This is a genomic window from Streptomyces sp. NPDC002566 (assembly GCF_042889585.1).
Lineage (GTDB): Bacteria > Actinomycetota > Actinomycetes > Streptomycetales > Streptomycetaceae > Streptomyces.
Genome location: NZ_JBIARD010000001.1, coordinates 1,336,863 through 1,362,292 on the forward strand (window position 1 = coordinate 1,336,863; position 25,430 = coordinate 1,362,292).

Sequence of the window (25,430 nt, forward strand, 5' to 3'; positions counted from 1 at the left end):
GGGGGGTTCCGGTACGGCGACGAGTCCCGGAGCCGAGGGACGGCTCCGGGACTCGGAAGTCACACGTGGTGCGATCAGAGACCGGCGACCAGGTTGGTGACCGGGGCGGTGTTCAGGCCGGTGACACCCTCGACGGTGCCGACGGCCGTGTCGACCACGCCGGAGACCGGGGCGATGCCGTCCACCAGGCCGGTGACGGTGCCGAGGGCGTTCACGGACAGGCCGCCGGAGACGTTGTCGAGGTCCGCGTCGGCGATCTCGACGGTCTCAACCTGGGGGGTGGAGTTCATGGGGGAACTTCCCTTCATATGGATAACTCGTAAGGGGGGAGCGGCCCCCTCTGGGGACAGATGACGGCCGCGACCGTGGACGCCGGGCCCCCGTCTCCGGGAGCCGCTGCGGCCTTGCGGTGCGATGGATCAAAGCAGGTCCGAGGCCGGCGCATCCAATCAATCAGCGCCCTCACCAGGGAACATGCGTCACACGAGGGTCGAAGCGTGCAGGTTCGGGCACGGCTTGTCGGCGACTTCTTCACACCTTCGCCGGGGCCCGCCCGGACGGTCGGCCGGAGCGGGCGCGGCGAATTGGACACTCCCGCCCCAATGACGTGGAGGGCGGCGCGCGGATGTGCAGAACTCCTGCCCGCCGTGACCGGCATGGGTAATCGGTGTGCAGATTCTCTGAAGCAGGGATTCCGCTTGCCGTGCTGGACGGAGCGTCAGCATGCGGACACGGAAGGTGTTTTGCGTGGGGGGCGCGGCTTCCCGTCGGGCGGGGTGCGGTTCCTCGACGAGCGGGGCGCGATTCCCCGACGAGCGAGGCGCGGCACCCCCGCTGATCGGCCGTCAGCCCAGAAGGGCGTAGACGGTGCTCGCGCGGGCGGCGAGTTCCCCGGTCCGTTCGGCCGTCATCGTGACGTCGGCGAACGCCATCCGGCGGCCCAGCTTGGTGAGGACCGCATGAATCAAGACATCCGAATCGGCCACCGCGCGCTGGAACGAGGTGGACTGCTGGACCGTCGTCATCGGTACGAAAGCCCCCCGGGCGGCCGACACGGCGATCACGGTGGCGGTGTCCGCCGCGGCCATCAGCGCCTGCCCCGACAGCCCGCCGCCCTCCCGCGCCAACTCCTGTGACCAGGGCAGACGCAGAACGGCGTGGTCCGCTCCCAGGCTTGCGACACTCAGGCCCAGGGCCCGCACCCAGGGCGCGAAGCTGTCGGAAAGGATCTTGTCGGCTTCGGCGGTCGTCATCGTCATATGGGCGATTGTTCCCCGGGCCGCCCGCTCGGACGCCGGTCATGGCCGATTCATCGTTGTGCAAAGAGAATTGGCAATCGGAATGAACGCGGGCCGCCTCCCCCGCGTACTCCTCGGCAACCAGGCGCCGCTGTACGGAGCTGCCGACCCCCGGCAGCCAGACCCCGTCCCCCAGGAGGTCGAGTTTTTTGAGTCACAAGCGAATTCCGAAGCGTAAGGCCGCGATCGCGGTAGGCGGCGTGGCGGCGCTCGGTGCGGCGGCACTCCTGCTCCCCAACGCCAACGCCTCCCAGGACGGCAACAACGCGGCGGCGGCCGCACCCAGGACGCTGAAGGCGTCGGACGCCTCGGACCTCGCCTCGCAGCTGGAGAAGCTCCTGGGCGACGCCTTCGCCGGCTCCTACTACGACGACGGCCAGAAGCAGCTCGTCGTCAACGTCGTCGACGTCTCCGGTGACGACAACAACGTCATCGTGCAGGCCAAGAAGGCAGGTGCGCAGGTCCGCCAGGTCGAGAACAGCCCGGCCGAGCTCAAGGCGGCCTCGCAGACCCTCAAGGCCAAGGCGACCATCCCGGGCACCTCGTGGGCCGTCGACCCCAAGACGAACAAGATCCTCGTCACGGCCGACTCCACCGTCACCGGCGGCAAGTGGGACCGGCTGGAGTCCACCGTCAACAGCCTCGGCGCGAACATGGCGACCATCAAGAAGTCGGCCGGCACGTTCAAGACCTTCGTCTCCGGCGGCGACGCCATCTTCGGCGGCGGAGCGCGCTGCTCCCTCGGCTTCAACGTCACCGCCGGGGACGGCTCCCCGGCCTTCCTGACGGCCGGTCACTGCGGGGTCGCGGCCGAGCAGTGGTCCGACTCGGAGAACGGCGCGCCGATCGGCACGGTCGACCAGGCGGTCTTCCCGGGCGAGGGCGACTTCGCACTCGTGAAGTACGACGACGCCGCCACGCAGGCCCCGAGCGAGGTCAACGTCGGCCAGCAGAAGGTCGCGATAACCGAGGCCGCCGAGGCGACCGTCGGCACCGAGGTCTTCCGGATGGGCAGCACCACCGGCCTCTCCAACGGCCAGGTCCTCGGCCTCGACGCCACGGTCAACTACCCCGAGGGCACCGTCACCGGTCTCATCCAGACCAACGTGTGCGCCGAGCCCGGCGACAGCGGCGGCTCGCTGTTCACCCAGGACGGCCAGGCGATCGGCCTGACCTCGGGCGGCAGCGGTGACTGCACCGTCGGCGGCGAGACCTTCTTCCAGCCGGTGACCACCGCCCTCGAGGCGACCGGCGCGACCCTCGGCGCCGGTGGCGCGGGCGGCGGCGCGGGCGCTGGCCAGGAGGCCGGCGGTCAGGACAACGGCGCGGGCGCGGGCCAGGAGGCCGGTGGCGAGCAGGCCGGCCAGGGCGCCGGTGAGCAGGGCGCGGGCCAGGAGGCCGGCGGCCAGGACAACGGCGCGGGCGCGGGTGGAGAGGCCGGCGCGGGCCAGGACGCGGGCGCGGGCCAGGAGGCCGGTGGCGAGCAGGCCGGCCAAGGCGCCGGTGAGCAGGGCGCGGGCCAGGAGGCCGGCGGCCAGGACAACGGCGCGGGCGCCGGTGAAGAGGCCGGCGCGGGCGCCGGGAACGACCAGAACGGTGCCAACGGTCAGAACGACAAGCACTGACCGAGTCGCCTGACACAGCCCCACCGCCGGCCCCACCCAGCGGTTCCGGGCTGGGCGGTGGAACGGTCCGGCCCTCCGGCGGGAGGGCCGGACCACGCGCGTGCGGTGACCTGCCGGTGGGAAGGCCGGCCGGGTCACCGCACGCGCGGCATCGCGTTGAAGACCTTTGAAAGGCCGTCAGTCTCCGTCGACGGCCCGCAGCAACAGCAGGGCCACGTCGTCGATCCGTTCCCCGGCCGCCGAAGAGTGGCCCACCAGTTCGTCGGCCAGCTCCTCCAGGGGCGAATCGCCGGCCTCCGCCAGCCGCCGGCCCAGCGCGGCGACCGCGTCCTCGATGTCCACGCCCGGCGTCTCGATCAACCCGTCGGTGTAGAGGGCGAGGACGCAGCCGGGGGAGAGGTCGACCTCCGTGGTCGCGTACGTCGCCCCGCCGTCGATGCCCAGCAGCGGACCGCCCGCGAGGTCGAGGACCCGCACCCGCCCGTCCGGCCGGCGCAGCAGCGGCGGCGGATGCCCGGCCCGCGCCATCACCGCGCGCCCGCGCGCCGGGTCGAGCCGCAGGTACAGACAGCTCGCGAACAGGTCCGAACCCAGTTCGAACAGCAGCCGGTTGGTGCTGCGCATCACCTCCGCCGGTTCCTGACCCACCGTCGTGTACGCGCGCACCGCGGTGCGGATCTGCCCCATCAGCCCGGCCGCCGTCACGTTGTGACCCTGGACGTCGCCGATCACCGCCGCCGGCAGCGGCCGCGCCGACACCAGGTCGTAGAAGTCGCCGCCGATCTCCATGCCCCGGGTGGCCGGCAGATAGCGGGCGGTCGCCTCGATCCCGGGCAGCACCGGCAGCGAGTGCGGCAGCAGCGCCGCCTGCAGCCCGTGGGCCAGCTGGTGCTTCACGTCGTACAGCAGCGCCCGGTCCAGGGCCTGCGCGATCAGCCCCGCCAGACTCGTCAGCACCGCCCGCTCGTGCGTGGAGAACGTCCGCGGCCGCGGGTACGCCAGCACACACGCCCCCACCGGGCGGCCGGAGGCGATCAGCGGCAGGAACGCCCAGGCCGCGAAGCCGTCGGGGGTCGCGTGCCGCGCCGGATACAGACGCTCCAGCTGCTGCCGCGAGTCGAAGAACGCCGGCACCCCGTGCGAGAGGGTGTGCGCACCGGGGGTCGGGGCGTTCAGCGGCATCCCGTCGAACCGCTCCACCACATGCGGATCGGAATAGCCGTGGTGTCCCAGCACATGCAGCCGGCCCGCCCGCGCCCCGAGCAGCGCCAGTGCGCTGCTGCCCACGGCCGGCGCGATCTCGTCCGCCACCAGCCGCACCACGTCCTGCACGCTCACCGTCTCCGTCAGCGCCCCCGCGAGGGACAGCGCCTGCGACATCGACACCAGCCGCGTCGGCGCGTCCCCCTGCCCGGCACGGGACGGACCCGGCTCCGCCACACCCCGGGCCCGGCTGATCCGCACGCTGATCCCCGTGGTGCTCGGATACAGCCGGAACGACAGCCACTCGGACGGCGGGCGCAACGCCACGAACGACGTGGCGTCCTGGCTGATCAGCGCGGCCCGGTAGTGCTCCTCGTACGCCGGGTCGTTCAGCCACGGCACCGACGCCCACAGCTGGGAGCCCAGCAGCACGCTCACCGGGACGCCGAGCAGCTCGCCCGCCGCCGCGTTGGCGAAGCCCACCCGCCCGGTGAGGTCCAGCGAGCACATCCCGTACGGCAGCCGTCCCACCATCCGCGCCGCCTCCACCGTGCCGAGCGTGCCCGACACACCGCTCAGCGGGCCCGCGTCCAGCGGATCGGTCTCCGCCCGCGCCGGACGGTCGTTCGCCGCCGCCCGCTCCAGCCGCAGCGCCAGCCGCTCGCAGGCCGACTCCAGCGCGTCGCGCTCACGGTCGGACAGCTCCGGCGGATGCGAGCCCGGCCAGGTCACGTAGAGCGCGCCGTACACCCTCGTCCCGGTCGCCACAGGGGCCGCCGCCAGCGCGAAGGGGTACGGCAGGACGACGGCGATCCGTGGATAGCGCCGGGCCATGTCCTCCTCGCCGCCCACCCACACCAGCCGGCGTTCGCGCACCGCCTCGGCGACCGGGATGGGCGCGCTCAGTCCCACCCGCTCCCAGGGCGCCGCGAAGGCCCGGGGCAGCCCCGCCATCACCGCCATCTCCAGCACCGGCTCGTCGCCCGGACGGAGGTAGACCGCGCCGGAGTGCGCCCCGACGGCGTCCATGACCGCGGTCAGCGCCAGCGACAGCACCGGGCCGGCCGCCGCCGGCCGCCCGTCGGACGTCCGCCCTTCGGACACGGCGACCACCTCCTCGCCTGGTCGCGCGCCCCCAGGCAACCAAATCTGCCCCCACACGGCCCTTCGCGCACGGCGACCGGACGCCGGCCCCGCCCCGGTGACGCCGCAGGGGCCGCGTGCACCCCGGCCCACTCGGCCGGCGTGACCGAGGCCCGGGGCGTGTCCTGGGCGGGGCAGGGTACCCGCCCGTGCATGGACACCATCGCCTCCGCCCACCTGGCGGCCTCCGGGGGGTCAGCACTGGCCTCCGTCGCGTTCGTCATCGTCGGCATCGCCCTCGTCGGCGGCCTGATCTGGGCTTTCCGGCTCGGGTTCCGGGTACGCAGGCGTGAGCCGGGGCCGCCCGGACCGCACGAGCAGCCCCGCATGCCCGCGTCCGGCCCCGTCCGGGAGAGCAGCGAGGGGCGCGAGCCGAACGAGATGCCCCGGTCCGGCGAACGCCTCACCCCGCACGAGCTGCGGCCCACCGGCAGCCGGCCCGGCGAGGACCAGGGCCGCCCGCGCTGGGACGAGGGCTCCAGCGGCTCCTTCGGCAGCGGTGGATCCGGTGCCCGCTGATCCCTCCACAGAAAGGCAGTGAACCGTCGTGACCCCGCAGACCGAGGAGAAGCCCGCCGTGCGCCGGGAGAACCGCGCCGCGCGCCGGCCGGAGACCGGCTGGGCCAGGGCCCGCCGTCTCCGCAGAGGCGGTGCCGCACCGCGCACCTGCCTCCCCGCCGTGTACACCCCGGGCGCCACGTCCGGGACGCCGTACGGCGTGGAGGGCAACATCGTCAGGGGGGACGACTGACACGCACGACGGAGCTGTGAGCAGGGGGGTCGCCGCGAGCCACGCGTGCGCGGTGACCGCCGTACGCTGGGACAGTGCGCCTCCTGCTGACCTCCGACACCCACCTTCCGAAGCGCGCCAAGGCCCTGCCGGCCCCGCTGCTCGACGAGCTCCCGCACGCGGACGTGGTGATCCACGCCGGGGACTGGGTGGACACCGCCACCCTCGACCTGCTGGAGCGGCGCAGCCGCCGGCTCGTCGCCGTGTACGGCAACAACGACGGCCCCGAGCTGCGCGCCCGGCTCCCCGAGACCGCCCGCGCCGAGCTGGGCGGGCTGCGCTTCGGCGTCGTCCACGAGACCGGGCCCGCCCAGGGGCGCGAGGCGCGCTGCGCCGCCCGGTACCCCGACCTCGACGTCCTCGTCTTCGGGCACAGCCACATCCCCTGGGACACCACCGCCCCCGGCGGACTCAGGCTGCTCAACCCCGGCTCACCGACCGACCGCCGCCGCCAGCCGCACTGCACCTATCTCACGGCCACGGTGGCCGACGGCCGGCTCACCGACGTCGTCCTGCACCGCCTGCCACCGCGCGGCTGAGACGAGCGGACACCGACCTTACTGGTGAGTCAGAAGCTATTGACGGTGTCCGGAAATCACCGGACTGTAGTGGACATGCCGAATATCCGGGCACGTCTGCTCGTTGTTCTGGTCGTCCTCTGTGGATTACTGACGGTGGCGGGCACCCCCTCCGCCACCGCCGCCACCGTCCCCGACTCGCTCTCTTTCGACGGCACCCCCCTCACCGTCTCCGGCGGCCGCTTCACCGACGCCCTCGGACGCGAGGTCGTCCTGCGCGGCTACAACGTGTCCGGCGAGACCAAGCTCGCCGAGAACAAGGGACTGCCCTTCGCCTCGGTCGCCGACGCGAAGAAGTCGGCGACCGCGCTGCGCGCCCTCGGCGGCGGCAACTCCGTGCGCTTCCTGCTCTCCTGGGCCTACGCCGAGCCCGTGCGCGGCCAGGTCGACACCGCCTACCTGGCCGCCGCCACCGACCAGATGCGCGCCTTCCTCGACACCGGGATCCGCGTCTACCCCGACTTCCACCAGGACCTCTACTCCCGGCACCTGTTCGACCCGGACAGCTGGTACACCGGCGACGGCGCTCCCCAGTGGGCCGTCGACGCGGGGAACTACCCCGACGAGTCCTGCGGCATCTGCTTCTTCTGGGGCCAGAACATCACCCAGAACAGCGCAGTGAAGGCCGCGCAGCACGACTTCTGGCACAACGCCCACGGCCTCCAGGACGCCTTCCTCGCCACCGCCCAGCGCACCATGACCTACCTCAGGGAGAACCTCACAGCGGCGCAGTTCGCGGGCGTCGTCGGCTTCGACCCCTACAACGAGCCGTACGCCGGCTCCTACGACTCCGGTCAGAACAGCCGCAGTTGGGAACGCGACCTGCTCTGGCCGTTCTATGTGAGGTTCCGGGCCCGGATGGACGCGGCCGGCTGGCAGGACAAGCCCGCCCTCGTCGAGCCGAATCTCTTCTGGAACGCCAACATCGCCTCCCAGAAGCAGGAGGGCGGCCTCCTCGACGCGGGCGCGCTCGGCTCCCGCTACGTCCTCAACACCCACTTCTACGACCAGAAGGCCATCTCCGGGATCCTGATGTGGGGCAAGGCCGCCGACGGCCAGTACGCCGGCGACTTCGCCGCGGTCCAGGCCCGTGCGGCGGCGGCCGGCACCACCGCCGTGGTCAGCGAGTTCGGCCACCCCCTCGCGGGAACCGTCGCGGACAAGGCGCCGAGCGTCCTCAAGGCCATGTACCAGGCGCTCGACTCCCGGGTGAAGGGGGCGGGTTGGTGGAACACACCGGCCGCCTCCGGTCCCGTCCTGTCCGGCCAGCAATGGCAGTGGGACATCTACAACGGCCGCCACCGCGAGCCGATGAACGGCAACCCCGACAAGGTGCTCACCACCGGCGACGCCTGGAACGACGAGGACCTCTCCGCCGTACGCCTCGACGACGCCGGCCGGGCGGCGCTCCGGCAGGACGCCCGTCTCCTGGACCGCGTCTACCCGGCCGCCACCAGCGGCGCGACCCTCGCCTTCACCTACGAGGACCGCTCACGCGACGGCTCCACCACCCTCACCTGGAACCCGGTCCCGGCGTCCCTGCCGAACACGGCGCAACTCGTCGGCTCCGGCCAGTACGGCCTGCTCGTCTGGCGCTCGGCCGGCGGGACCGCGCCCACCGAGCTCCATCTGCCCGCCTCCTTCCCGACCGCGTCCACCACCGTCGTCTCCGACCTCGCCGCGGTGCACGCCCCGCCCGCGTATACCACCGCCACGCCGGTCGGCGCGGCCCCGGAACCCGGCGGCGCAGGCAGCCGCCGGCTGCTGCTCACCGCGCCCGGCACGGCCACGGTCCACTACGCGCTGGTGACCAACGGGGCGAACGCGCCCTCCGCGGCCCTGCTGTCCGCGGCCCGCTCCGAACTGTCCGCGTGGGTCGCCCAGAAGCTGGGGTGAACCGACGGCGCCCCCGGGGATCACCCCGGGGGCGCCGTCAGGGCCGCGTGGCCCGTCAGTTGCCGGGGCTCGTCCAGTCGGCGGCGACATGGCCCAGCCGGACGCGCTGCGGGTGGTCGCCCACCGGCACCGAGACGACCTTGCGTCCGGTGGCGAAGTCGATCGCGGTGACCTGGTCGGTGCCGCTCTCGGAGATCACACAGCTCTTGCCGTCCCCGCTGACGGTGGCCCAGTACGGTTTGGAGGCGGTCACGAGCGGCCCCTCCTGGAGGGTCGCGCGGTCGACCACGGTCGCGTAGTCGTCCATGGTGCCGGCGACGCACAGCTTGGCCCCGTCCGGGCTCATCGACAGGCCGTGGTGACGCGAGTCGTTGACGAACGTGGTGCGGTCGTCGCTGGTCGCCGGGTTCTTCGGCAGGGTCTTCGTCCGGGTGATCCGGTCGGTGGCGACGTCGTACTCGAAGAAGCCGTTGAAGAACGACACCTGGAAGTACAGCTTGGACTCGTCCGGCGAGAACACCGCCGGGCGGACGGCGTCCGAGTAGTCCTTGAGGCCGATCGCGTCGAGCCGCTGCCGCATGTCGATGACCTTGACCTGCTTGAACGTGGTCGCGTCGACGACGGTGATGCGCCGGTCGCCCTTCGTCCAGTCCAGCCAGGGCGCGTCGAGCGCGTTGTTCACCTCGCCGATCGACATGGTCCAGATCTGCTTGCCGTCCTTGCTGAAGATGTTCTCGTGCGGCTTGTCTCCGGTGGAGTACGAACCCAGCTGACGGCCCGTCCGGATGTCCAGGACGTGCACGGTGTTCGACGTCGAGGCGGAGACCGCGACCCGCGTGCCGTCGGGGGAGACGGCCATGTGGTCGGAGCGGTAACCCGACACGGCGAACCGCCAGTTGACGCGCCCCGTCGCGAGGTCGATCGAGACGACGTCGGCGAAGCTCGGCCGGGAGACGACCACCGAGGAGCCGTCCGGCGTGGAGTACATGTCGTCGACGAACTGGTCGTGGCCCTCGCCGACGCTGTTGCGGATGGTCATGAAGGCGATCCAGCGGACGGGGTCGGCGTTGATCTCCGCCATCCGCTCGTCCTTGTCGGGGATGACGTCGATCCGGCCGATCCTCGCGAAGTCGCCGGTGGACCGGATGACGTCGGCGGTGCCCTCCCAGTTGTTGCCGACGAACATCACCTCGCGCAGCGCCGCCGCGGAGGGAGCGGCGGGGGCGGCGGTCGCGGCGGCGGGGGCGGTGACGGTCAGGACGAGGGCGGCGGCCACGGAGCATAGGTGCCTGGTTCTGCTGGCAGGCATGGGTGCTCTCTCCTCTGAGTGGGGGTGGGGCGCGGGCGCGCGCGAAGCCCGCCCGAATCTGAACACCGTTGCGTTCAAATTGACTTACTGGAAAGTAAGGAAGAGGGGGCCTTCACCACAAGACCATGGGCACGACAAAATCGAGCGGAACGGCGACGAAGGAGGATGCGTGACGGGCAGGCTCAGGGCGCCCACGGGACGGTACGCGGGCAAGACCGCCGCCGAACGGCAGGCCGAGCGGCGCCGGCGCTTCCTGGACGCGGCCCTGCACCTGTTCGGCGACGCCCCCGGCTACCGGGGCACCACGGTCGCCGCGCTCAGCGAGGCCGCCGGGCTGTCCACCCGCCAGTTCTACGAGGAGTTCCGCACTCTGGAGGACGTCCTCGCGGCGCTCCACCTCCAGGTCAACGACCGGGCCGAGGAGGCCGTGGTCGCCGCCTTCGCCGCCGCCCGGGACCTGCCCCTCGCCGACCGGGTCACCGCGATCTTCCGCGCCTACGCGGGCGACGTCACCGGCGACCCGCGCCGCATCCGCATCACCTTCGTCGAGATCGTCGGCGTCAGCCCGCGCCTGGAGGAACAGCGCCTGGCCCGCCGGGCCCGCTGGGTCGACCTGATCTGCGCCGAGGCGACCGAGGCCGCCGCCCGCGGCGAGGCCGCGCCCCGCGACTACCGCCTGGCCGCAACGGCGTTCATCGGCAGCGTGAACGGACTCCTGCACGACTGGAGCGCCGGCTGGGTCGACGCCACCCTCGACGAGGTCGTCGACGAACTCGTCCGCCAGCTCCTGGGCATCCTGCGCCCCCGGGGCTGGACCCCCGCCGCCTCATGACGGGCGCACCCTCGTCGGGCACCGCCCCGGGACCATCCGGAGCCGCGCCCGAGGCGACCACCCCTACTCGTCCCAGGCCTGGATCATCGTCTGACCGACGATCTTGCCTTCCCGCAGCGTGAGCATCGACTCCGACAGCACGCGGACCCCGTCCGCGTACTCGCAGGACTCGGTGAAGGCGGCGCGGTCGCCCTGGATGACGCAGTCCTCCAGCCGGTGCGTCATGTCGCGGCTGTAGACGTCGTCGAGCATCCCGGCGATCTCGTCACGGCCGTGCAGGACGGTGGGCCGGCTGGGCTGGCTGTTGCGGTCCACGACGCGCAGCTCCGCGTCGTCCGCGTAGAGCGACAGCAGCGTCGCCGGGGTGTTCCCCTCGACGCCCCTGCGCAGGGTCTCGGTGTCGAAGGCGGAGCCTGCCGCGGTGCCCATGGTGACCTCCTCGTGAGGACCGCGGACCCAGGGGGCGGGCCCGCCGGGCCCTCACTTCGAGACTCCTCCGTCCGTCCCGACCCGGCAAGCGCGGGACACCGCCGTCCGCCTGTCGGGTGAGCGGCGCCCCGCACCCGTGTCCGACGGTCGTCCCCGCCGTTGCTGAGGGCATGATCTCCACTCGACGCATCGTCGCCGCCGCCTGTCTCGCCGTCGGGGTCACCGGCCTCGCCGCGCCCATGGCGAACGCGGCCGACGCCCCGGCCGGCGGCCGACTCAGCCCGATGACCCTACTCGACTCGATCGCCGAGAGCGACATCCCCGCCGAGCACCGGGGTGAACTGCCCCCGGTGTCCGGCCAGTTGAACGAGCTGAACAAGGTGAACGAACTGCGCCGGCTGGGCGAGCTGCACCAGGTCACCGACCTCGTCGCCCCCGTCACCGGTCTCCTCCCCGCCGTCCAGGCCTGACCCCGGCGCGCCCGCCCCGCGAGGGCGGGCGCCCCGCGAGGCGCACTCAGGTGACCTGCCCCGATCGCCGTGCGGGGACCGATCAGTGCCCCGTAGGGTCGGAAGCGGACGGACCGCCGCCGATGAAAGGGGCCGCACCATGGCGCAGGAAGTGCGCGGAGTGATCGCACCGGGGAAGAACGAGCCCGTGCGGGTGGAGACGATCGTGGTGCCCGACCCGGGGCCCGGCGAAGCGGTGGTGAAGGTGCAGGCCTGCGGCGTCTGCCACACCGACCTGCACTACAAGCAGGGCGGGATCAACGACGAGTTCCCCTTCCTCCTCGGACACGAGGCGGCCGGCGTGGTCGAGTCGGTCGGCGAGGGCGTCACCGACGTCGCCCCGGGCGACTTCGTGATCCTCAACTGGCGTGCGGTGTGCGGCCAGTGCCGCGCCTGTCTGCGCGGCCGCCCCTGGTACTGCTTCGACACCCACAACGCCCGCCAGAAGATGACCCTGACCGACGGCACCGAACTGTCGCCCGCGCTGGGCATCGGCGCGTTCGCCGAGAAGACCCTGGTCGCCGCCGGCCAGTGCACCAAAGTCGACCCGTCGGTGTCGCCCGCGGTGGCCGGACTGCTCGGCTGCGGCGTGATGGCGGGCATCGGCGCGGCGATCAACACCGGCAACGTCGGCCGCGGCGACTCGGTCGCCGTCATCGGCTGCGGCGGGGTCGGCGACGCGGCGATCATGGGCGCCCGGCTGGCCGGCGCGGCGCGGATCATCGCCGTCGACATCGACGGCCGCAAGCTGGACAAGGCCCGCACCATGGGCGCCACGCACACCGTGAACTCCGCGGAGACGGACCCGGTCGAGGCGATCCGCGAGCTGACCGGCGGCTTCGGCGCGGACGTCGTCATCGAGGCGGTCGGCCGCCCCGAGACCTACCGGCAGGCCTTCTACGCCCGCGACCTCGCCGGCACGGTCGTGCTGGTCGGCGTTCCCACCCCGGAGATGAAGCTCGAACTGCCGCTGCTGGACGTCTTCGGGCGCGGCGGATCGCTGAAGTCGTCCTGGTACGGGGACTGTCTGCCCTCCCGGGACTTCCCCATGCTGATCGACCTGCACCAGCAGGGCCGCCTCGACCTGGGGGCGTTCGTCACCGAGACGATCGAACTCGACGAGGTGGAGAAGGCGTTCGACCGGATGCACCACGGCGACGTGCTGCGCTCGGTGGTGGTGCTGTGATGTCCGCCCGCATCGAACGCCTCGTCACCTCGGGCCAGTTCAGCCTCGACGGCGGAACCTGGGACGTCGACAACAACGTCTGGCTCGTCGGCGACGACCACGAGGTCGTCGTCATCGACGCCGCCCACGACGCCGAGGCCATCGCCGCGGCCGTCGGCGACCGCCGGCTCACCGCCATCGTGTGCACCCACGCCCACAACGACCACGTCGGCGCGGCCCCCGCCCTCGCCGACCTCACCGGCGCGACGATCTGGCTGCACCCCGACGACCTGCCGCTGTGGAAGCTGACCCACCCCGACCGCGAGCCCGACGGCCATCTGGCCGACGGCCAGGTCATCGAGGCCGCCGGCGCCGACCTCACCGTCCTGCACACCCCCGGGCACGCGCCCGGCGCGGTCTGCCTGCACGACCCGGGGCTCGGCGTGCTCTTCACCGGCGACACCCTGTTCCAGGGCGGCCCCGGCGCCACCGGCCGCTCCTGGTCCCACTTCCCGACGATCATCGCCTCCATCAGGGACCGGCTGCTGACGCTGCCGCCCGAGACGAAGGTCCTCACCGGCCACGGCGATCCCACCACCATCGGCGCCGAGGCCCCGCACCTGGGCGAATGGATCAAACGCGGCCACTGAGCGCACCGACCACCCTAGGATCGCGAGCATGACAGCCACCGACACGCTCGTGACCCTCCATGACACCCGCGTCCTGCGCTGCGCCGCCGACGGCCCCGTGATCGACGGCGAGAGCGCGGCGCTCGACCTGATCGGGGACGCGTACGGGCAGGACGCCCAGCTCGTCGCCGTGCCGGTGGAGAGGCTGGGGGAGGCGTTCTTCCAGCTGCGGTCCGGGGTCGCCGGGGCGGTCGTGCAGAAGTTCGCGAACTACCGGCTGCGGCTGGCCGTCGTCGGCGACGTCTCACGGCACGTCGCCGACAGCCCCGCCCTGCGGGACTTCGTGTACGAGGCCGGTCAGGGCCGCCAGCTGTGGTTCGTGCCGGATGAGGAGGCCCTGGCGGAGAGGCTGCGGCCGACGACCGGCTGAACAGGCCGCGGCGTACGCGAAGCTCGCCGAGATTCCGGCGCGGCGCGCGCTGACGCAGGTTCGGGTCAGCCGATGGAGGAGATGCCGCCCTCGCGGGCGTCGAGCAGCTCGTCCCAGTGCTCGGTCGCCCATCGGCACGCGGCGGCCAGCGGCTCCAGCGTGCTGCGGCCCAGTGGTGTCAGCGCGTACTCCACCCGCAGTTTCGGGTCGGCGTGCACCGTGCGTGACACGAACCCGTTCCGCTCCAAGCCGCGGAGCGACTGGGTGAGCGCCTTCGGGCTGACGCGGCCCAGGGGCACGCGGAGTTCGGAGTATCTGCGCGGTCCGTCCTCCAGGCAGCGGACGACCAGGGGCGCCCATTTGTCGCCGAAGCGGAAGGGCAGCAGCGAGGACGGGCACAGCTCGTCGAACAAGTCGGGTGGCAGCGGCGGCCGTTGCGTCATCGAGGATCTCCCGTCTCCGGTCTTGGTATCCAGATGGTGACCGACCTTCTGGATATCTTCCGGAGCATCGACTCAACGGCAGGTATTCCGACACCGTCATCTCGACCTGTAAAGGCAAGGCAGGACATTATGCGTGCAGCCCGCTTCCATGAATACGGCGGAGCGGAGGGCCTGGTGATCGAGCAGGCCCCCGAGCCCCACCCCGGACCCGGTGAGATACGTGTCCGCGCCGCGGCGGCCGGCGTCAATCCCATCGACTGGAAGCTGCGCGCCGGCGCCCTGCGCCGGCTGCTTCCCCTGGAGCTGCCCGCCGTTCCCGGGCGCGACGCCGCCGGCGTGGTCGACGAAGTCGGCGACGGAGTGCGGGGGGTGAGCATCGGCGACCGCGTCTTCGGGCTGGGCGGTGTCACCGGCGCAACCGCAGAGCTGGTCATCCTCTCGGCGTGGGCCCACACCCCCGACACGTGGAACGACGAGCAGGCCGCGGGCGCCGGTCTAGCGTCCGTGACCGCGATGCGCGGCCTGAACGCGCTCGGCTCCCTCGCGGGGCGCACCCTTCTCGTCGAGGGCGCCGCCGGAGGCGTGGGCAGCGCGGCGGTCGAGATCGCCGTGGCACAAGGCGCCGCCGTGATCGGGACGGCCGGCGAACGCAACCACGAGTTCCTCACCTCTCTCGGCGCCGTTCCCACCACCTACGGCCCCGGCCTCGCGCAGCGTCTCTCCGCTCTCGCTCCGCACGGCGTCGACGTCGTGCTCGACACCGCGGCCTCCGGATCCCTGGACGACCTCGTCGCGATCACGGGCGACCCGACGCGCGTCGCGACGGTCGCCGACCACGCGGGCGGGCAGCGCCTGGGCACGCATGTGGTCAACGCGGAGAACGACTCCACCCTCCTGTCCGCGGCCGCGGAACTCGGCCGGCAAGGCCGCTACACACCCCGCATCGAGCAGACCTACCCCCTGGAGCGGATCGCCGACGCCCACGCGCACGCCGAGCGCGGACGCACACGCGGAAAGATCGTGATCCGCATCTGAAGCGGGGGCGTGCCACAGCTGCGCCGGCCCGCCGAGCGACTGACCGTTCCGTCGGTCCCCGAGGCCGGCGACCGCGGGGCGCGGCCGCTCAGCCCTCCGCCGCCGGGAACGTCGGCCAGCGCGCCGGATGCCCCGGCGGCAGCCCCAGGTCCTCCCGCACGGCCGCGTAGTAGCCCTCGCGGGCGGCCCGCTGCCGCTCCAGCAGGGCCGGCCAGGCCGCCGCGTCCCGCGTGGCCGCCCGCACGAACCGCTCCATCTCCATCACCACGGTCACCCACACCCGGGCCCGCTCCACCACCTCATGGCTGCCCAGCATCAGCAGCGCCTCGCCGGTGGGGTCGCGGCCGTCGGTCGCCTCCGCCATCAGCGGCTCCGCCTCCGTGGGGGACATCGGGTGCGGATGCGGGTCCTCGCCCAGGTGCGCGGCGACGCGGTACGTCAGCACGACCGACTTCTTCAACGTCCGCGCGTAGTCCGCGTACACGGCGAGCCGCCGCTCCTCCCAACGGGCCGCGCGCTCGCGCCGGAACCGCTCCCGGTCACTGCGCGCCAGCGCCAGATACGACCCCAGGGCGCCGATCACCACACCGACGAGCGCGGGCAGTTGCTGTATGAACGCGGACATGCGGGCACGCTACCGGGCCGCTGCCGTCCACCCGCCGCCTGGTGGCGCATCCACCGAACTTCACCGTTTCGTCACAGCCCGCACCGGACTACAACCGCCGGGGCCGTCCATCTGTCCAGTAAGTCGAGAGGGCCGAACACGCCAGGAAGAAGAGGGCAGTCATGGGGGACATACGCAGACGAGGGGCCGTGGTGCTCGGGGTGACGGGGCTCATAGCGCCGTTGACGCTCGCGCTGGGCACCACGCCCGCGCAGGCCGCGAGTTGTTCGACGCAGGCCGGGCCGTACCAGAAGCAGGTCGAGAGGTTCCTCGGCCGGCCCGTGGACGGCAAGCAGTCGGCCGCCGACTGCAAGGCGATCCGCGCCTTCCAGAACAAGCACGGCATCACGCCGAACATCGGCTACGCGGGACCCGTCACCTGGGGCGTGATGGACCTGATGAACAAGCAGAAGGCCGTGGGCAACAAGCCCAACAAGGCCGGCAAGTGCCCGACCAACAAGGGCCGCATCGCCTGCGTCGACCTCACCCTCCAGCTCAGCTGGATCCAGGACGGCGGCAAGCTCGTCTACGGGCCGGTCCCGGTCCGCACCGGCCGCAACGGGTACGAGACCCGCACCGGCCTGAAGAAGATCTACTGGCGGAACATCAACCACGTGTCGACGATCTACCACGTGCCCATGCCCTACAGCCAGTTCTTCGACGGGGGACAGGCCTTCCACTCGGTCGGCGTCAGCATGTGGAACCCGCCGGGCTCGCACGGCTGCGTCAACATGACCAAGACGGCGGCGCAGAAGTACTGGTCGCTGCTGCGCAAGGGTGACGACGTCTTCGTGTACGGGCGCAAGCCGGGGACGTGACCGGCCGGACGAACGGGTCGAGAAGGTGACGAGGCGGACGTGATCAGTGACACGTCCGCTTTGTCCATTTAACTCAGGTATTACTCACGTTGCCTTCACCTCCGACCCCGTAAGATTCACATCATGTCCACCACTGTTGAACGCCTCTCCGAGCGATCGGCTGAAGAGGTCAACGAAGAGATCCGGGCCCTGTGGCTCCGATCGGGCGGGACACTGAGCGGCGAGCAGCGCGAGGAGTACCAGCGGCTCGTCCTGGAGTGGGCCGCCGCTGCCCCGAGCGCGGGCCAGGCGGTCTGACCGACCGCCCGGCCGGCGCTCCCCGCCCGCCCCGCCTCACTCATCCCCAGGTCGTCGAGTAGTACCGCTGGTAGGCCTTGCGGTCCTGCTCGGCCCGGAAGTAGCGCGTCGCGGCCAGCGCCACCAGACTTCCCGCGATCACCAGCAGGCCCGGCCCGACGTTACGGGGGTCGACCAGGCGCGACGCCAGCGTCGTACCGCTGGTGCTGCCCGTCGCCGGCGTGGTCGAGCCCGGCGAGGTCCCGCCCGAACCGGCCCCCGCGGCGCCCGTCGGCGCGGACGTCGGCTGGGAGCCGTCCCCGTTCGGCGCGGCCGACGTGCCGTTCTGGGCGTCGGAGGGCGCGGCCACGATCAACTGCACGCCCAGCTGGGCCAGCGCCTTCGTCACCGGCTGGAAGTACGTCGTCCCCCCGGTGTTGCAGTCGCCGCTGCCGCCCGAGGTGATGCCGAGCGCGATGCCCTCGGAGAACATCGGCCCGCCGCTGTCCCCGGACTCGGCGCACACGGTCGTCTCGATCAGCCCGGACACCGAGCCCTCCGGGTAGTTGACCGTCGCGTCCAGCCCGGTGACCTCGCCGTCGCGCAGCCCGGTCGTGCTGCCGCTGCGGAACACCCGCTGGCCGACGGCCGCGTCGCCCACGCCCGTGATCCGCACCCCGTTGCCGTTGCCGATGGCGACCACGTCGGCGCCCTCGCCGGCCTCGCCCGACGAGTACTGCACCAGGGAGAAGTCGGCGCCGGGGAAGTTGGAGACGACCGTCTTGCCCAGCGCCCGGTTGCCCTGGTTGTCGGCGAACCACGCGGCCCCCGAGGGCCCGCAGTGGCCGGCGGTGAGGATGAAGTCGTTCGACCCGTTGGTCACGTTGAAGCCCGCCGAGCAGCGCCCGCCGGTGGACAGGATGGGCAGCGCGCCGTTGACCCGGGTGGTGAAGGTGCCCGAGGTGCGCTCCATGCGGACGTAACTGCCGATGCCCGACGCCACCTTCGTCAGCCGCGACCAGTCGGAGGCGGAGACGGTCTTGTCGCCCCGCACCACCACTTGGTTCGACCGGTAGTCCAGCACCCATGCGGTCCCGGGCACCTTCGGGGCCGCACGCAGCGCCGCCGTCGCCGACTTCAGCTCGTTCATGCTGTGCCCGACGACCTTCGCCTGTGCGCCCGCCTTGCGGACCGCGGCCGCGCTCTCGTCGTCGGTGACGGCCACGACCGGCCGTCCCTCGTCGTCGATCCATGTGCCCGCGGTGCGGGAGGTGCCGAGCGTCTTCACCAGGTTCGCCCCGGTGCTGTCGGCGGACCGCGCCGTGTCGCCCGCCACCGCCGAGGTGACGGGCGGCTCACCGGCCATGGCCGCCTGGGTGATCATGGCTCCTCCCGCGACGAGTCCGCCGACGGCCGCCAGCCGTGTCACTCGCCGGACGATCCGCCGTCGTACGTGCCTCATGCATGGCTCCCGAACCAGAACGCGCGGTGTCAACACCGCGGGGCCCTCCGGTCGTTGAGCGCCCTTCTCTCCATACGGGCCCGGGCTCCGCAGCGTTCACCCGGAGGGTGATCATTTCACCGTTTGCGGGCCACTCCGCCGAACATGGCGACCTCGTCCGGCTCCGCCCCGCCGGACGTCTCCGGGCGCCAGCGCGAGCAGGACACCACACCCGGTTCCAGCAACTCCAGACCGTCGAAGAAGCGGGCCACCTCCGCGGGCGTGCGCTGGGTCAGCCTGGGCGTGCCGTGCTCGTTCCAGAACCGCACCGCCTCGTCCACGTCCGGCATCGCCGGGGAGGTGACGGTGTGCGACAGCACCAGGTGGCTGCCCGGCGGGAGCGCCTCCATCAGGCGGCGCACCAGGGCGTACGGGTCCTCCTCGTCGCCGAGGAAGATGACCACGCCGAGCAGCATCAGCGCCACCGGCCGCTCGAAGTCCAGCGTGCGCGCGGCGTGCCGGAGGATCGCGTCGACGTCGCGCAGGTCCTCGTCCAGGTAGTCGGTGCGGCCCTGCGGGGTGCTCGCCAGCAGGGCGCGGGCGTGCGCCAGGACCAGCGGGTCGTTGTCGACGTAGACGACCCGTGAGTCGGCCGCCGCCCGCTGTGCGACCTCGTGCGTGTTGTCCGCCGTCGGCAGCCCGGTGCCGATGTCGAGGAACTGGCGTATCCCGGCCTCGGTCACCAGGTGGCGCACGGCGCGGCCGAGGAAGAGCCGGTCGGCGCGGGCGTACTCGCCGATGCCGGGGTGCAGCCGGCGGATCTCGTCGCCGGCCGCGCGGTCGACCTCGTAGTTGTCCTTGCCGCCCAGCCAGTAGTTCCAGATCCGGGCGGTGTGCGCCCGCGAGGTGTCGATGCGCTCGCGTGAGGACTGCGCCGTGTGGCCGCCGACGGCGGTCGGGTGCTCGGTCACGGATCTGCTCCTGTGGTGCTGACGGCACGGTCGGACGGGCGTCCCGGCGCACGGTTCAGGCGCGCGGGTCAACCGTCAATCTAGACCGCTGAGTTCACGGCCGTGCACGGTGCGTGAGATTCAGGCCACCCGTTCAGGCTTTCGGGTCTGGACCCGCAGTCATCCCGGTCCCCTTACTACACTGCGGGGTATGGACGCGACGGTGGTGGACACGCTGGCGGCCGGCAAGTACCTGCTGCTCACCAGCTACCGGAAGAACGGAACGCCCGTCGCCACCCCGGTGTGGGTGGTGCGCGACGGGGACGCCCTCGGCGTGTGGACGGCCGCCGACTCCTGGAAGGTCAAGCGGATCCGCGCCCGCGCCGACGTCCTGGTCGGTCCCTGCGACGTGCGCGGCCGCCCGACCGGGAGGCAGACGCCGGCCACCGCCCAGGTCTGCGACGCGCCGACGACCGCGCGCTACCGCTCGCTGGTCGCCCGCAAGTACGGCCTCATCGGCCGCCTCACGCTGCTCGGCAGCAGGCTGCGCCGGGGGACGAAGGGGACGGTGGGCATCCGCGTCACCTTGTGAGGTGCGGGGGCGGGCCCTGCGGACCACGCCCCCGCACGCGCGCCTTACGACGCGTCCAGCACCGTGCCCGTCAGCGGGGGCGCGTCGGGCCGGGGGACGCCATCGAAGTCGTCGAGCCGCATGCGCAGCGACTCCGCCGGCTCGGCCACCTGGTCGGCCACCGTCGGCACGGTCAGGTCGACGCTCGTGGTCCCGGCCGGGACGTCCAGCCACAGCCACAGCGCCTCGGACAGCGGGCGCTCCGGATCCGCCTCGACGCCCTGGTCGAGCAGCCACTTCGGGTCAAGGTCCTGGGTGGACAGCTCCGCGCCCCCCTCGACCTGGGTCAGCTCGATCGGCAGCCCCACGTCCACGCCGGCGGCCTCGGACAGCGTCAGCCGCCAGGACAGCGCCTGCCCCTCGGTCACCCGGTCGGCGACCGGCGTCGCGGTGACCTTCGGCTCGGGGTCGTCGTTCTCCGCGGTGACCCCGCCCCGGTGGGAGCCGACGACGGCGCCCTCGACCGCCTTCACGGCGATGTCCTGACGGCGGTCGTAGGCGAACAGGGTGTCGCCCTTCACCTGGACCGGCACGTCGATGGCGTTGCCGCCGGGACGTATCGTGACCAGCTTGTCCGTGCCGCGCCCGGTGTCCGGGTCGAGGACGTACACGCGGACCTTCCCGGTGCCCTTCCCGGAGATCTCGACCGGGATCCGGTAGGTGCGGGTGCCGGAGTCGCCCTCCTTGACGATCGTGCGGCCGACGTCGACGCGCGGCAGCTTCGCCGCGTGGACCGCCGGGGTGCCGGGCGCCCAGCCCCAGGCGTCCATCAGCCACGCCTTCCCGGACGCCGAACGCGGCGTCAGATCGAGGGACTTCACGTGCCGCAGGTCGAGCTTCGCGCGGACGGCCGCGGTCAGCGGGACACGCACCTCACGCGCCCAGTAGGAGGAGGTGCGGTTGCTGCCCGGCAGCCCGTCCACCTGTACGGCGCCCAGCGCGGCCCGCCGTCCGGCGGCGTCGGTGACGGCCACGTCGAGCCGGGTGCCGGTGGTGTTCGGGGGCACGAAGACCCGCAGCGCCAACTCCCGCGAGCCCGCGAGGGACAGCGGCGCGGCGGGCCGCACACGGGCCGTCGCACCCGGCGCGGACCAGTCCAGCGCCACGGCGCGGCGGCCGGTCTCCGGCGCGGTCTCCCACCACGCGAAGTGCGGGGAGCTTCCTTCCTGCTCCGGGTCCAGACAGGCGGCGGCCGGGTCGACGGCGACGGCCGAGCAGAGCCGGGCGCCGGTCACGCTCACCGGCCCGTCGGGAAGGAAGCCGCCGGTGCGGCGCGCTCCGACCGCGTGGCTCAGGACGCGGGCGGGGTCCGCGGAGGGGGCCCGCCGGCCGGAGCCGTCGAGCAGCGGACGCGCCCGGTCGTCGCCGGCCACGAACAGCCGGGCCGCGGCGGCGATGTAGGCCGCGCCGGCCCGGTGCTGCTGGTCCGCGGTGAGCCGGGTGGCGGCGCCCGTCGAGCACACCGGGTCCGGCTGGTCGCCGTCCGCCGAGAAGTCGTCCCAGGCGGGCGCCGCGGCCGTGCCGGGGGTCCACTCGCTATTGAAGTAGTTGTGGTTCGCGCCGACCATGTAGAGCGAACTGTGCAGCGCCGCGCCCTTGCTGACGCCGCGCGTGCCGTCGGCGTACACCTCGCCCTGGAGGTCGGACACGTCGCCGTCGCAGCCCGGCAGGATCGTCGCCGACGGCACGTCCGCGACCGGATTCTGGCCGAAGATCGTCGGTCCGATGAGGACGGTGCCGCGGATCTTCCAGCGCACCGGGCCCTTGTAGCCGTCCTGGGCGGCGGGCGCCGGGTAGAGGCTGTCCATCGCGGCGCGGTTGACGCCTTCGCCGCCGCGCGAGTGGCCCACGAGCAGCACACGCGACAGGTCGGCCTTCGGGGCCTCGCGGACGGCCGCGGGGGCGCCCGCCGGGTTCGCGGCCCAGCCGGCCCAGCGGGCGAGGTGCTGCCGGACCAGGGAGGACCGAGCCTGGGCGCCGGCGTCGTCGACCTCCGCGTCCTGGCCGTTGATCCCGTTGGCGGAGATCGACACCGTCACATAGCCCTGGGAGGCCAGCAGTTGCTGGTCCTTGAGGTATCCCTTGTGGGAGGGGATGGGCTGGGTGCCGGTCGGGCAGGGCCACTCGATGGAGATGAACTCCGGGTCGTCCGGCTTGAAGCAGGTCGTGTGCCGGCCGTGCAGGAACAGCGCGAGCGGGCGCTTGCCGGTCGCTCCCTTCGGCGCGACGACGACGGCCTGCATCTCCACCGGGGCGGCGAACCCGGGCAGCTTCACCGGGTCGAGGGTGTACTCGCCGGTGACGGTCCGGTACGCGCCCGGCACGCCGGGGTCGACGGAGTTCGCCGGCAGCGCGGCGGGCGGCCGGACGGCGGCCCGTGAACGCCGGCCCGGAGCGGCCGGGTCGCCCGCGGGCGCGTCCAGGCGGCGGCCGGCGGCCACCACGCTCAGCTCGTTCAGCGGGGCGCCCGCCACCTCGTCGAGGGCGAGCCGGAACGTGCGGCCGTCCTTGTCCGGCTTGGGCACGCCCAGCAGCCGGTTCGCCGCGTGGAACTCCACCCGGGCGTCGCCGGCGGGTACGCGCGTGGGCGAGCGCCACACCAGCTCGGCTGCGGCGCCCTGGCCGCTGATCCGCCAGCCGGGCGGCAGCGAGCGGTCGGCCGACGTGGTCGGCGTCGTGGATTCGGACGGGGGTCTGGCCTGCGCCAGTCCCGGTGTTACCGCCAGGGCCGCCAGCGCGGCCGCGACGGCGACACCTGTTCGCCGGGCACGGATCAAGGGTCCACTCCTGAAGGGTGAGAGCGGGAGCCCCTTCCGTGTCAGGGGCTCCTCGTGTCACGGAGGAACCCCGATCACGCCTGCGGGTTGCCTGCGGCGCGGAATCGAACAGGCGGGACCGCAAGGATCCGGTCACCGCCGCCCGCGGGCGCGGACCTGCTGAGCCGGCGTCAGTGCCAGCCCCGGTACGGCTCGTCGACGAGCTGGAAGACCGGCTCGCCCCGGACCGGGTCCTTGGCCGTGGACAGCCGGACGCGGTCGCCGCTGTGGACGCCGATCAGCGGCCCCATGACCCTGCCGCGCACCACGAAACCCTCGGCCAGCTCGATCAGGGAGACGTTGCGGGCGGAGGGGGTGTTGCGGTGCACCACCGTGGCGTGACGGACCGTTCCCACGCCCTCACTGCGCTCCGTCACCAGCTCGCTGCCCTGGCACACCGGACACAGCAGCCGGTGGTACATCGCGGTGCCGCACCAGGTGCAGCGCTGGAACCAGATCGCCTCCGTGTCCGTGCCCCGGCGGTCGAGAAGACCCGCGGAGGAGCCGGCTGCCGGCTGAACGGCGCTTCCTGAGTGGTGGTACACGCTGGTCAACTCCCTGCACATAGGCCGGAATCCACGTGCTCGGATCACCCGTGCACGGACGTGCGCGGTTCACCGTGCCACCGCGCACGCGCTCAGCGTATGGCACTCAGTGCCACTCGTAAAGGCACTGCGTACCCCCAATATCCGGGGCTCGCGGACGGCCCCGGCCCGGCTCAGTCCCGGGCGAGGGCCGTCTCGATCTCCTGCACGACCCGCCACAGCGGAGCCCCCCGCCGCGACACCACCACGACCACGTCGTCGGCGTCGTACGCGCCCGCGACCCCGCCCGCCGTGCCGGGCGCCTCGGGAACCGGGGCGGCGGGCGCCCCGCCGAACGCCGACTGCACATACCCCAGCGCGTGGTCCACCGTCGCGCTCGCGTCGCCCTGCCCGTCCGAACGCAGCCAGGAACGCAGGGCGTTGTTGTGCGCGGCGACCACGGCGGAGGCGATCACGTCGGCCCGCAGGCTCCCGTCGGCCCGGCCTGCGAAGCGGGCGCGCAGATACTCGGCGAGGGCGCGCTCGTAGCGCCACACCACCGACAGCTCGTACGCGCGCAGCCCCGGCACCTGTTTGGTGAGCCGGTAGCGCTGCACGGAGAAGGAGGGGTTCTCGGCGTACATGCGCAGCACCAGCCGGGCGGCGTCGCACACCCGGCGCACCGGCTCGTCGGTGTCGCCGCTCGCCGCCAGGAAGTCGGTCATGTCGGCCAGGCAGCGCTCGTGGTCGGGGAAGACCACGTCCTCCTTGGAGGGGAAGTAGCGGAAGAAGGAGCGCCGGCCGACCCCCGCGAGGGCCACGATGTCGTCGACGGTCGTCTGTTCGTAACCCCGCTCCAGGAACAGCCGGAAGGCCGCCGCCACCAGCGCGTCCCGCATCGGCGGCTTCGGGGGGGCCTGCTCCGCGCGGTCACTGCGGTCACTGGCGCTCATGGCAGGGAACGTAACACCCGCCCGCCCCCGATGGCACTCGGTTCCCTCCGGAGGGGGAACCGAGTGCCCCGGCCGTCGTGCTCACTGCCGTTCCGCGGCCTCCACGACGTTGGTCAGCAGCATGGCCCGCGTCATCGGGCCCACACCGCCGACCGGCGGGGCGAACGACCCGGCGACGTCGCTCACGTCCGGGTGGACGTCGCCGAGGATGCCCTCCACAGTGCGGGTGAGGCCCACGGACAGCACGGTCGCGCCCGGCTTGATCCAGTCCGGGGTGACCAGGTGCGCCACACCGGCGGCGGCCACGACGACGTCCGCCACGCGGGTGTGGGCGGCGACGTCCTGGGTGGCCTCGTGGCACAGGGTCACCGTGGCGTGCTCGGTGGCACGGGTCAGCATCAGGCCCAGCGGACGGCCCACGGTCACTCCGCAGCCGATCACGCAGAACTGCTGGCCGGTGATGGGCACATGGTTGCGGCGCAGCAGGTCGATGATGCCGCGCGGGGTGCAGGGCAGCGGGCCCGCGATGCCCAGCACCAGCCGGCCGAGGCTGGCCGGGTGCAGGCCGTCGGCGTCCTTGACCGGGTCGATCAGCTCCAGCACGGCGTGGGTGTCGATATGGGCCGGCAGCGGCAGCTGCACGATGAACCCGGTGCAGGCCGGGTCGGCGTTCAGGCGCAGCACGGCGGCCTCGACGTCGGCCTGGGAGGCGTCGGCGGGCAGCTCGACGCGGATCGACGCGATGCCGACCTGGGCGCAGTCCCGGTGCTTGCCGCCGACGTAGGAGCGGCTGCCCGGGTCGTCGCCGACCAGGATCGTGCCGAGCCCCGGGGTGATCCCGCGCTCCTTCAACGCCTGGACACGGAGGGCGAGTTCGCTCTTGATGTCGGCCGCGGCGGCCTTGCCGTCAAGGAGTGTTGCGGTGGTCACGGGAGTCGCGAGCCCTTCAGGAGACTTCAGCGGACGGTAGGGGGGTGGTCTTGCGGAACCGGGCCCACACCCCGGTCCCCACCCGCCATCGTACGTCCCGCCCGTCCCGTGCC

The 25,430-nt window shown here is 72.7% G+C and carries 27 protein-coding genes; 14 read left to right on the top strand and 13 right to left on the bottom strand.

Features of this window, described 5'->3' with window-relative positions; genetic code table 11:
- Nucleotides 1–74: 74 nt before the first annotated feature.
- The gene (locus ACFYXA_RS05885; protein WP_351098600.1) at nt 75–290 is read right to left on the bottom strand and encodes a type A2 lantipeptide; all 216 of its coding nucleotides are present in this window, start codon (nt 288–290) and stop codon (nt 75–77) included.
- Between the two features lie 555 nt (nt 291–845).
- A complete protein-coding gene (locus ACFYXA_RS05890) occupies nt 846–1,259 on the bottom strand; it encodes a PaaI family thioesterase (RefSeq protein WP_389028461.1) in 414 nt (137 codons plus the stop codon).
- Between the two features lie 188 nt (nt 1,260–1,447).
- On the opposite strand from ACFYXA_RS05890, the gene ACFYXA_RS05895 reads away from it, so the two are divergent.
- The gene (locus tag ACFYXA_RS05895) at nt 1,448–2,923 is read left to right on the top strand and encodes a S1 family peptidase (protein ID WP_389028464.1); all 1,476 of its coding nucleotides are present in this window, start codon (nt 1,448–1,450) and stop codon (nt 2,921–2,923) included.
- A gap of 177 nt (nt 2,924–3,100) precedes the next feature.
- Here the strand turns inward: ACFYXA_RS05895 and ACFYXA_RS05900 are convergent, their stop codons facing one another.
- Nucleotides 3,101–5,239, bottom strand: a complete 2,139-nt coding sequence (locus ACFYXA_RS05900; RefSeq protein WP_389028467.1) for a SpoIIE family protein phosphatase — start codon at nt 5,237–5,239, stop codon at nt 3,101–3,103.
- Nucleotides 5,240–5,422: 183 nt separating this feature from the next.
- Between ACFYXA_RS05900 and ACFYXA_RS05905 the strand changes: the two genes are divergently transcribed.
- The 4 genes from ACFYXA_RS05905 to ACFYXA_RS05920 all read left to right on the top strand — a co-directional run bounded on the left by ACFYXA_RS05905 (nt 5,423) and on the right by ACFYXA_RS05920 (nt 8,533).
- Nucleotides 5,423–5,788, top strand: coding sequence for a DUF6479 family protein (locus ACFYXA_RS05905; RefSeq protein WP_352251557.1), 366 nt, complete (start codon nt 5,423–5,425; stop codon nt 5,786–5,788).
- Nucleotides 5,789–5,816: 28 nt separating this feature from the next.
- The gene (locus tag ACFYXA_RS05910; RefSeq protein WP_352251556.1) at nt 5,817–6,020 is read left to right on the top strand and encodes a hypothetical protein; all 204 of its coding nucleotides are present in this window, start codon (nt 5,817–5,819) and stop codon (nt 6,018–6,020) included.
- A gap of 74 nt (nt 6,021–6,094) precedes the next feature.
- A complete protein-coding gene (locus ACFYXA_RS05915) occupies nt 6,095–6,598 on the top strand; it encodes a metallophosphoesterase family protein (RefSeq protein ID WP_389028472.1) in 504 nt (167 codons plus the stop codon).
- A 75-nt stretch (nt 6,599–6,673) separates the two neighbouring features.
- Entirely contained in the window at nt 6,674–8,533 is a 1,860-nt protein-coding gene (locus tag ACFYXA_RS05920) for a cellulase family glycosylhydrolase (protein ID WP_389028475.1), read from the top strand.
- 55 nt (nt 8,534–8,588) lie between these two features.
- Here ACFYXA_RS05920 and ACFYXA_RS05925 read toward each other — a convergent pair whose 3' ends face one another.
- Nucleotides 8,589–9,842: a YncE family protein gene (locus ACFYXA_RS05925; protein WP_389028478.1), complete on the bottom strand. Its 1,254-nt coding sequence runs from the start codon at nt 9,840–9,842 to the stop codon at nt 8,589–8,591.
- 169 nt (nt 9,843–10,011) lie between these two features.
- Here ACFYXA_RS05925 and ACFYXA_RS05930 point away from each other — a divergent pair, with 169 nt between their 5' ends.
- The gene (locus ACFYXA_RS05930) at nt 10,012–10,674 is read left to right on the top strand and encodes a TetR/AcrR family transcriptional regulator (RefSeq protein WP_352251548.1); all 663 of its coding nucleotides are present in this window, start codon (nt 10,012–10,014) and stop codon (nt 10,672–10,674) included.
- 63 nt (nt 10,675–10,737) lie between these two features.
- Here ACFYXA_RS05930 and ACFYXA_RS05935 read toward each other — a convergent pair whose 3' ends face one another.
- Nucleotides 10,738–11,103, bottom strand: a complete 366-nt coding sequence (locus ACFYXA_RS05935) for a nuclear transport factor 2 family protein (protein ID WP_389028482.1) — start codon at nt 11,101–11,103, stop codon at nt 10,738–10,740.
- Between the two features lie 170 nt (nt 11,104–11,273).
- Here ACFYXA_RS05935 and ACFYXA_RS05940 point away from each other — a divergent pair, with 170 nt between their 5' ends.
- The 4 genes from ACFYXA_RS05940 to ACFYXA_RS05955 all read left to right on the top strand — a co-directional run bounded on the left by ACFYXA_RS05940 (nt 11,274) and on the right by ACFYXA_RS05955 (nt 13,836).
- Nucleotides 11,274–11,573, top strand: coding sequence for a hypothetical protein (locus ACFYXA_RS05940; protein WP_389028485.1), 300 nt, complete (start codon nt 11,274–11,276; stop codon nt 11,571–11,573).
- Nucleotides 11,574–11,712: 139 nt separating this feature from the next.
- Nucleotides 11,713–12,798, top strand: coding sequence for an S-(hydroxymethyl)mycothiol dehydrogenase (locus tag ACFYXA_RS05945; protein ID WP_389028488.1), 1,086 nt, complete (start codon nt 11,713–11,715; stop codon nt 12,796–12,798).
- Complete coding sequence (locus ACFYXA_RS05950; protein WP_389028491.1) at nt 12,798–13,427, top strand: MBL fold metallo-hydrolase; 630 nt, start codon at nt 12,798–12,800, stop codon at nt 13,425–13,427. Before ACFYXA_RS05945 ends, ACFYXA_RS05950 begins: the two co-directional genes overlap by 1 nt.
- Nucleotides 13,428–13,455: 28 nt before the next feature.
- Nucleotides 13,456–13,836, top strand: a complete 381-nt coding sequence (locus ACFYXA_RS05955; RefSeq protein WP_352251504.1) for a DUF4180 domain-containing protein — start codon at nt 13,456–13,458, stop codon at nt 13,834–13,836.
- Nucleotides 13,837–13,901: 65 nt separating this feature from the next.
- On the opposite strand, the gene ACFYXA_RS05960 is transcribed toward ACFYXA_RS05955, so the two are convergent.
- Nucleotides 13,902–14,279 carry a helix-turn-helix domain-containing protein gene (locus tag ACFYXA_RS05960; RefSeq protein WP_356686431.1) on the bottom strand — a complete coding sequence of 126 codons (378 nt, stop codon included), beginning with the start codon at nt 14,277–14,279 and terminating at the stop codon, nt 13,902–13,904.
- A 129-nt stretch (nt 14,280–14,408) separates the two neighbouring features.
- Between ACFYXA_RS05960 and ACFYXA_RS05965 the strand changes: the two genes are divergently transcribed.
- Nucleotides 14,409–15,314 (top strand): NADP-dependent oxidoreductase, encoded by a 906-nt coding sequence (locus ACFYXA_RS05965; RefSeq protein WP_389028495.1) that lies wholly within the window; start codon nt 14,409–14,411, stop codon nt 15,312–15,314.
- Between the two features lie 88 nt (nt 15,315–15,402).
- Here ACFYXA_RS05965 and ACFYXA_RS05970 read toward each other — a convergent pair whose 3' ends face one another.
- Complete coding sequence (locus ACFYXA_RS05970) at nt 15,403–15,939, bottom strand: hypothetical protein (protein ID WP_389028498.1); 537 nt, start codon at nt 15,937–15,939, stop codon at nt 15,403–15,405.
- 161 nt (nt 15,940–16,100) lie between these two features.
- Here ACFYXA_RS05970 and ACFYXA_RS05975 point away from each other — a divergent pair, with 161 nt between their 5' ends.
- Nucleotides 16,101–16,796, top strand: a complete 696-nt coding sequence (locus ACFYXA_RS05975) for a L,D-transpeptidase family protein (protein ID WP_389028501.1) — start codon at nt 16,101–16,103, stop codon at nt 16,794–16,796.
- 123 nt (nt 16,797–16,919) lie between these two features.
- A complete protein-coding gene (locus tag ACFYXA_RS05980; protein WP_351098581.1) occupies nt 16,920–17,093 on the top strand; it encodes a hypothetical protein in 174 nt (57 codons plus the stop codon).
- A 40-nt stretch (nt 17,094–17,133) separates the two neighbouring features.
- Here the strand turns inward: ACFYXA_RS05980 and ACFYXA_RS05985 are convergent, their stop codons facing one another.
- Together ACFYXA_RS05985 and ACFYXA_RS05990 are read right to left on the bottom strand one after the other, a co-directional pair.
- A complete protein-coding gene (locus ACFYXA_RS05985; RefSeq protein ID WP_352251494.1) occupies nt 17,134–18,534 on the bottom strand; it encodes a S1 family peptidase in 1,401 nt (466 codons plus the stop codon).
- A gap of 116 nt (nt 18,535–18,650) precedes the next feature.
- Complete coding sequence (locus tag ACFYXA_RS05990) at nt 18,651–19,484, bottom strand: SAM-dependent methyltransferase (protein ID WP_389028505.1); 834 nt, start codon at nt 19,482–19,484, stop codon at nt 18,651–18,653.
- Nucleotides 19,485–19,674: 190 nt separating this feature from the next.
- Between ACFYXA_RS05990 and ACFYXA_RS05995 the strand changes: the two genes are divergently transcribed.
- Nucleotides 19,675–20,055: a PPOX class F420-dependent oxidoreductase gene (locus ACFYXA_RS05995; RefSeq protein ID WP_352251490.1), complete on the top strand. Its 381-nt coding sequence runs from the start codon at nt 19,675–19,677 to the stop codon at nt 20,053–20,055.
- Between the two features lie 44 nt (nt 20,056–20,099).
- Here ACFYXA_RS05995 and ACFYXA_RS06000 read toward each other — a convergent pair whose 3' ends face one another.
- The 4 genes from ACFYXA_RS06000 to ACFYXA_RS06015 form a co-directional block, all read right to left on the bottom strand.
- Complete coding sequence (locus ACFYXA_RS06000) at nt 20,100–22,871, bottom strand: alpha/beta hydrolase family protein (RefSeq protein ID WP_389028509.1); 2,772 nt, start codon at nt 22,869–22,871, stop codon at nt 20,100–20,102.
- A 170-nt stretch (nt 22,872–23,041) separates the two neighbouring features.
- Nucleotides 23,042–23,455, bottom strand: a complete 414-nt coding sequence (locus ACFYXA_RS06005) for a zinc ribbon domain-containing protein (protein WP_352251486.1) — start codon at nt 23,453–23,455, stop codon at nt 23,042–23,044.
- A gap of 173 nt (nt 23,456–23,628) precedes the next feature.
- A complete protein-coding gene (locus ACFYXA_RS06010; RefSeq protein WP_389029084.1) occupies nt 23,629–24,333 on the bottom strand; it encodes a TetR family transcriptional regulator in 705 nt (234 codons plus the stop codon).
- A 135-nt stretch (nt 24,334–24,468) separates the two neighbouring features.
- A complete protein-coding gene (locus ACFYXA_RS06015; RefSeq protein ID WP_389028512.1) occupies nt 24,469–25,317 on the bottom strand; it encodes a bifunctional methylenetetrahydrofolate dehydrogenase/methenyltetrahydrofolate cyclohydrolase in 849 nt (282 codons plus the stop codon).
- Between the last annotated feature and the right edge of the window lie 113 nt (nt 25,318–25,430).

Excerpts from the sequence above, each read along its gene's own strand:
- ACFYXA_RS05985 (WP_352251494.1), bottom strand. The coding sequence starts at position 18,534 with ATGAGGCACGTACGACGGCGGATCGTCCGGCGAGTGACACGGCTGGCG.
- ACFYXA_RS05905 (WP_352251557.1), top strand. The coding sequence starts at position 5,423 with ATGGACACCATCGCCTCCGCCCACCTGGCGGCCTCCGGGGGGTCAGCA.
- ACFYXA_RS05945 (WP_389028488.1), top strand. The coding sequence starts at position 11,713 with ATGGCGCAGGAAGTGCGCGGAGTGATCGCACCGGGGAAGAACGAGCCC.
- ACFYXA_RS05940 (WP_389028485.1), top strand. The coding sequence starts at position 11,274 with ATGATCTCCACTCGACGCATCGTCGCCGCCGCCTGTCTCGCCGTCGGG.
- ACFYXA_RS05935 (WP_389028482.1), bottom strand. The coding sequence starts at position 11,103 with ATGGGCACCGCGGCAGGCTCCGCCTTCGACACCGAGACCCTGCGCAGG.
- ACFYXA_RS05965 (WP_389028495.1), top strand. The coding sequence starts at position 14,409 with ATGCGTGCAGCCCGCTTCCATGAATACGGCGGAGCGGAGGGCCTGGTG.
- ACFYXA_RS05975 (WP_389028501.1), top strand. The coding sequence starts at position 16,101 with ATGGGGGACATACGCAGACGAGGGGCCGTGGTGCTCGGGGTGACGGGG.
- ACFYXA_RS05995 (WP_352251490.1), top strand. The coding sequence starts at position 19,675 with ATGGACGCGACGGTGGTGGACACGCTGGCGGCCGGCAAGTACCTGCTG.
- ACFYXA_RS05960 (WP_356686431.1), bottom strand. The coding sequence starts at position 14,279 with ATGACGCAACGGCCGCCGCTGCCACCCGACTTGTTCGACGAGCTGTGC.
- ACFYXA_RS05970 (WP_389028498.1), bottom strand. The coding sequence starts at position 15,939 with ATGTCCGCGTTCATACAGCAACTGCCCGCGCTCGTCGGTGTGGTGATC.
- ACFYXA_RS05885 (WP_351098600.1), bottom strand. The coding sequence starts at position 290 with ATGAACTCCACCCCCCAGGTTGAGACCGTCGAGATCGCCGACGCGGAC.
- ACFYXA_RS05955 (WP_352251504.1), top strand. The coding sequence starts at position 13,456 with ATGACAGCCACCGACACGCTCGTGACCCTCCATGACACCCGCGTCCTG.
- ACFYXA_RS05980 (WP_351098581.1), top strand. The coding sequence starts at position 16,920 with ATGTCCACCACTGTTGAACGCCTCTCCGAGCGATCGGCTGAAGAGGTC.
- ACFYXA_RS05890 (WP_389028461.1), bottom strand. The coding sequence starts at position 1,259 with ATGACGATGACGACCGCCGAAGCCGACAAGATCCTTTCCGACAGCTTC.
- ACFYXA_RS05920 (WP_389028475.1), top strand. The coding sequence starts at position 6,674 with ATGCCGAATATCCGGGCACGTCTGCTCGTTGTTCTGGTCGTCCTCTGT.
- ACFYXA_RS05925 (WP_389028478.1), bottom strand. The coding sequence starts at position 9,842 with ATGCCTGCCAGCAGAACCAGGCACCTATGCTCCGTGGCCGCCGCCCTC.
- ACFYXA_RS06010 (WP_389029084.1), bottom strand. The coding sequence starts at position 24,333 with ATGCGGGACGCGCTGGTGGCGGCGGCCTTCCGGCTGTTCCTGGAGCGG.
- ACFYXA_RS05950 (WP_389028491.1), top strand. The coding sequence starts at position 12,798 with ATGTCCGCCCGCATCGAACGCCTCGTCACCTCGGGCCAGTTCAGCCTC.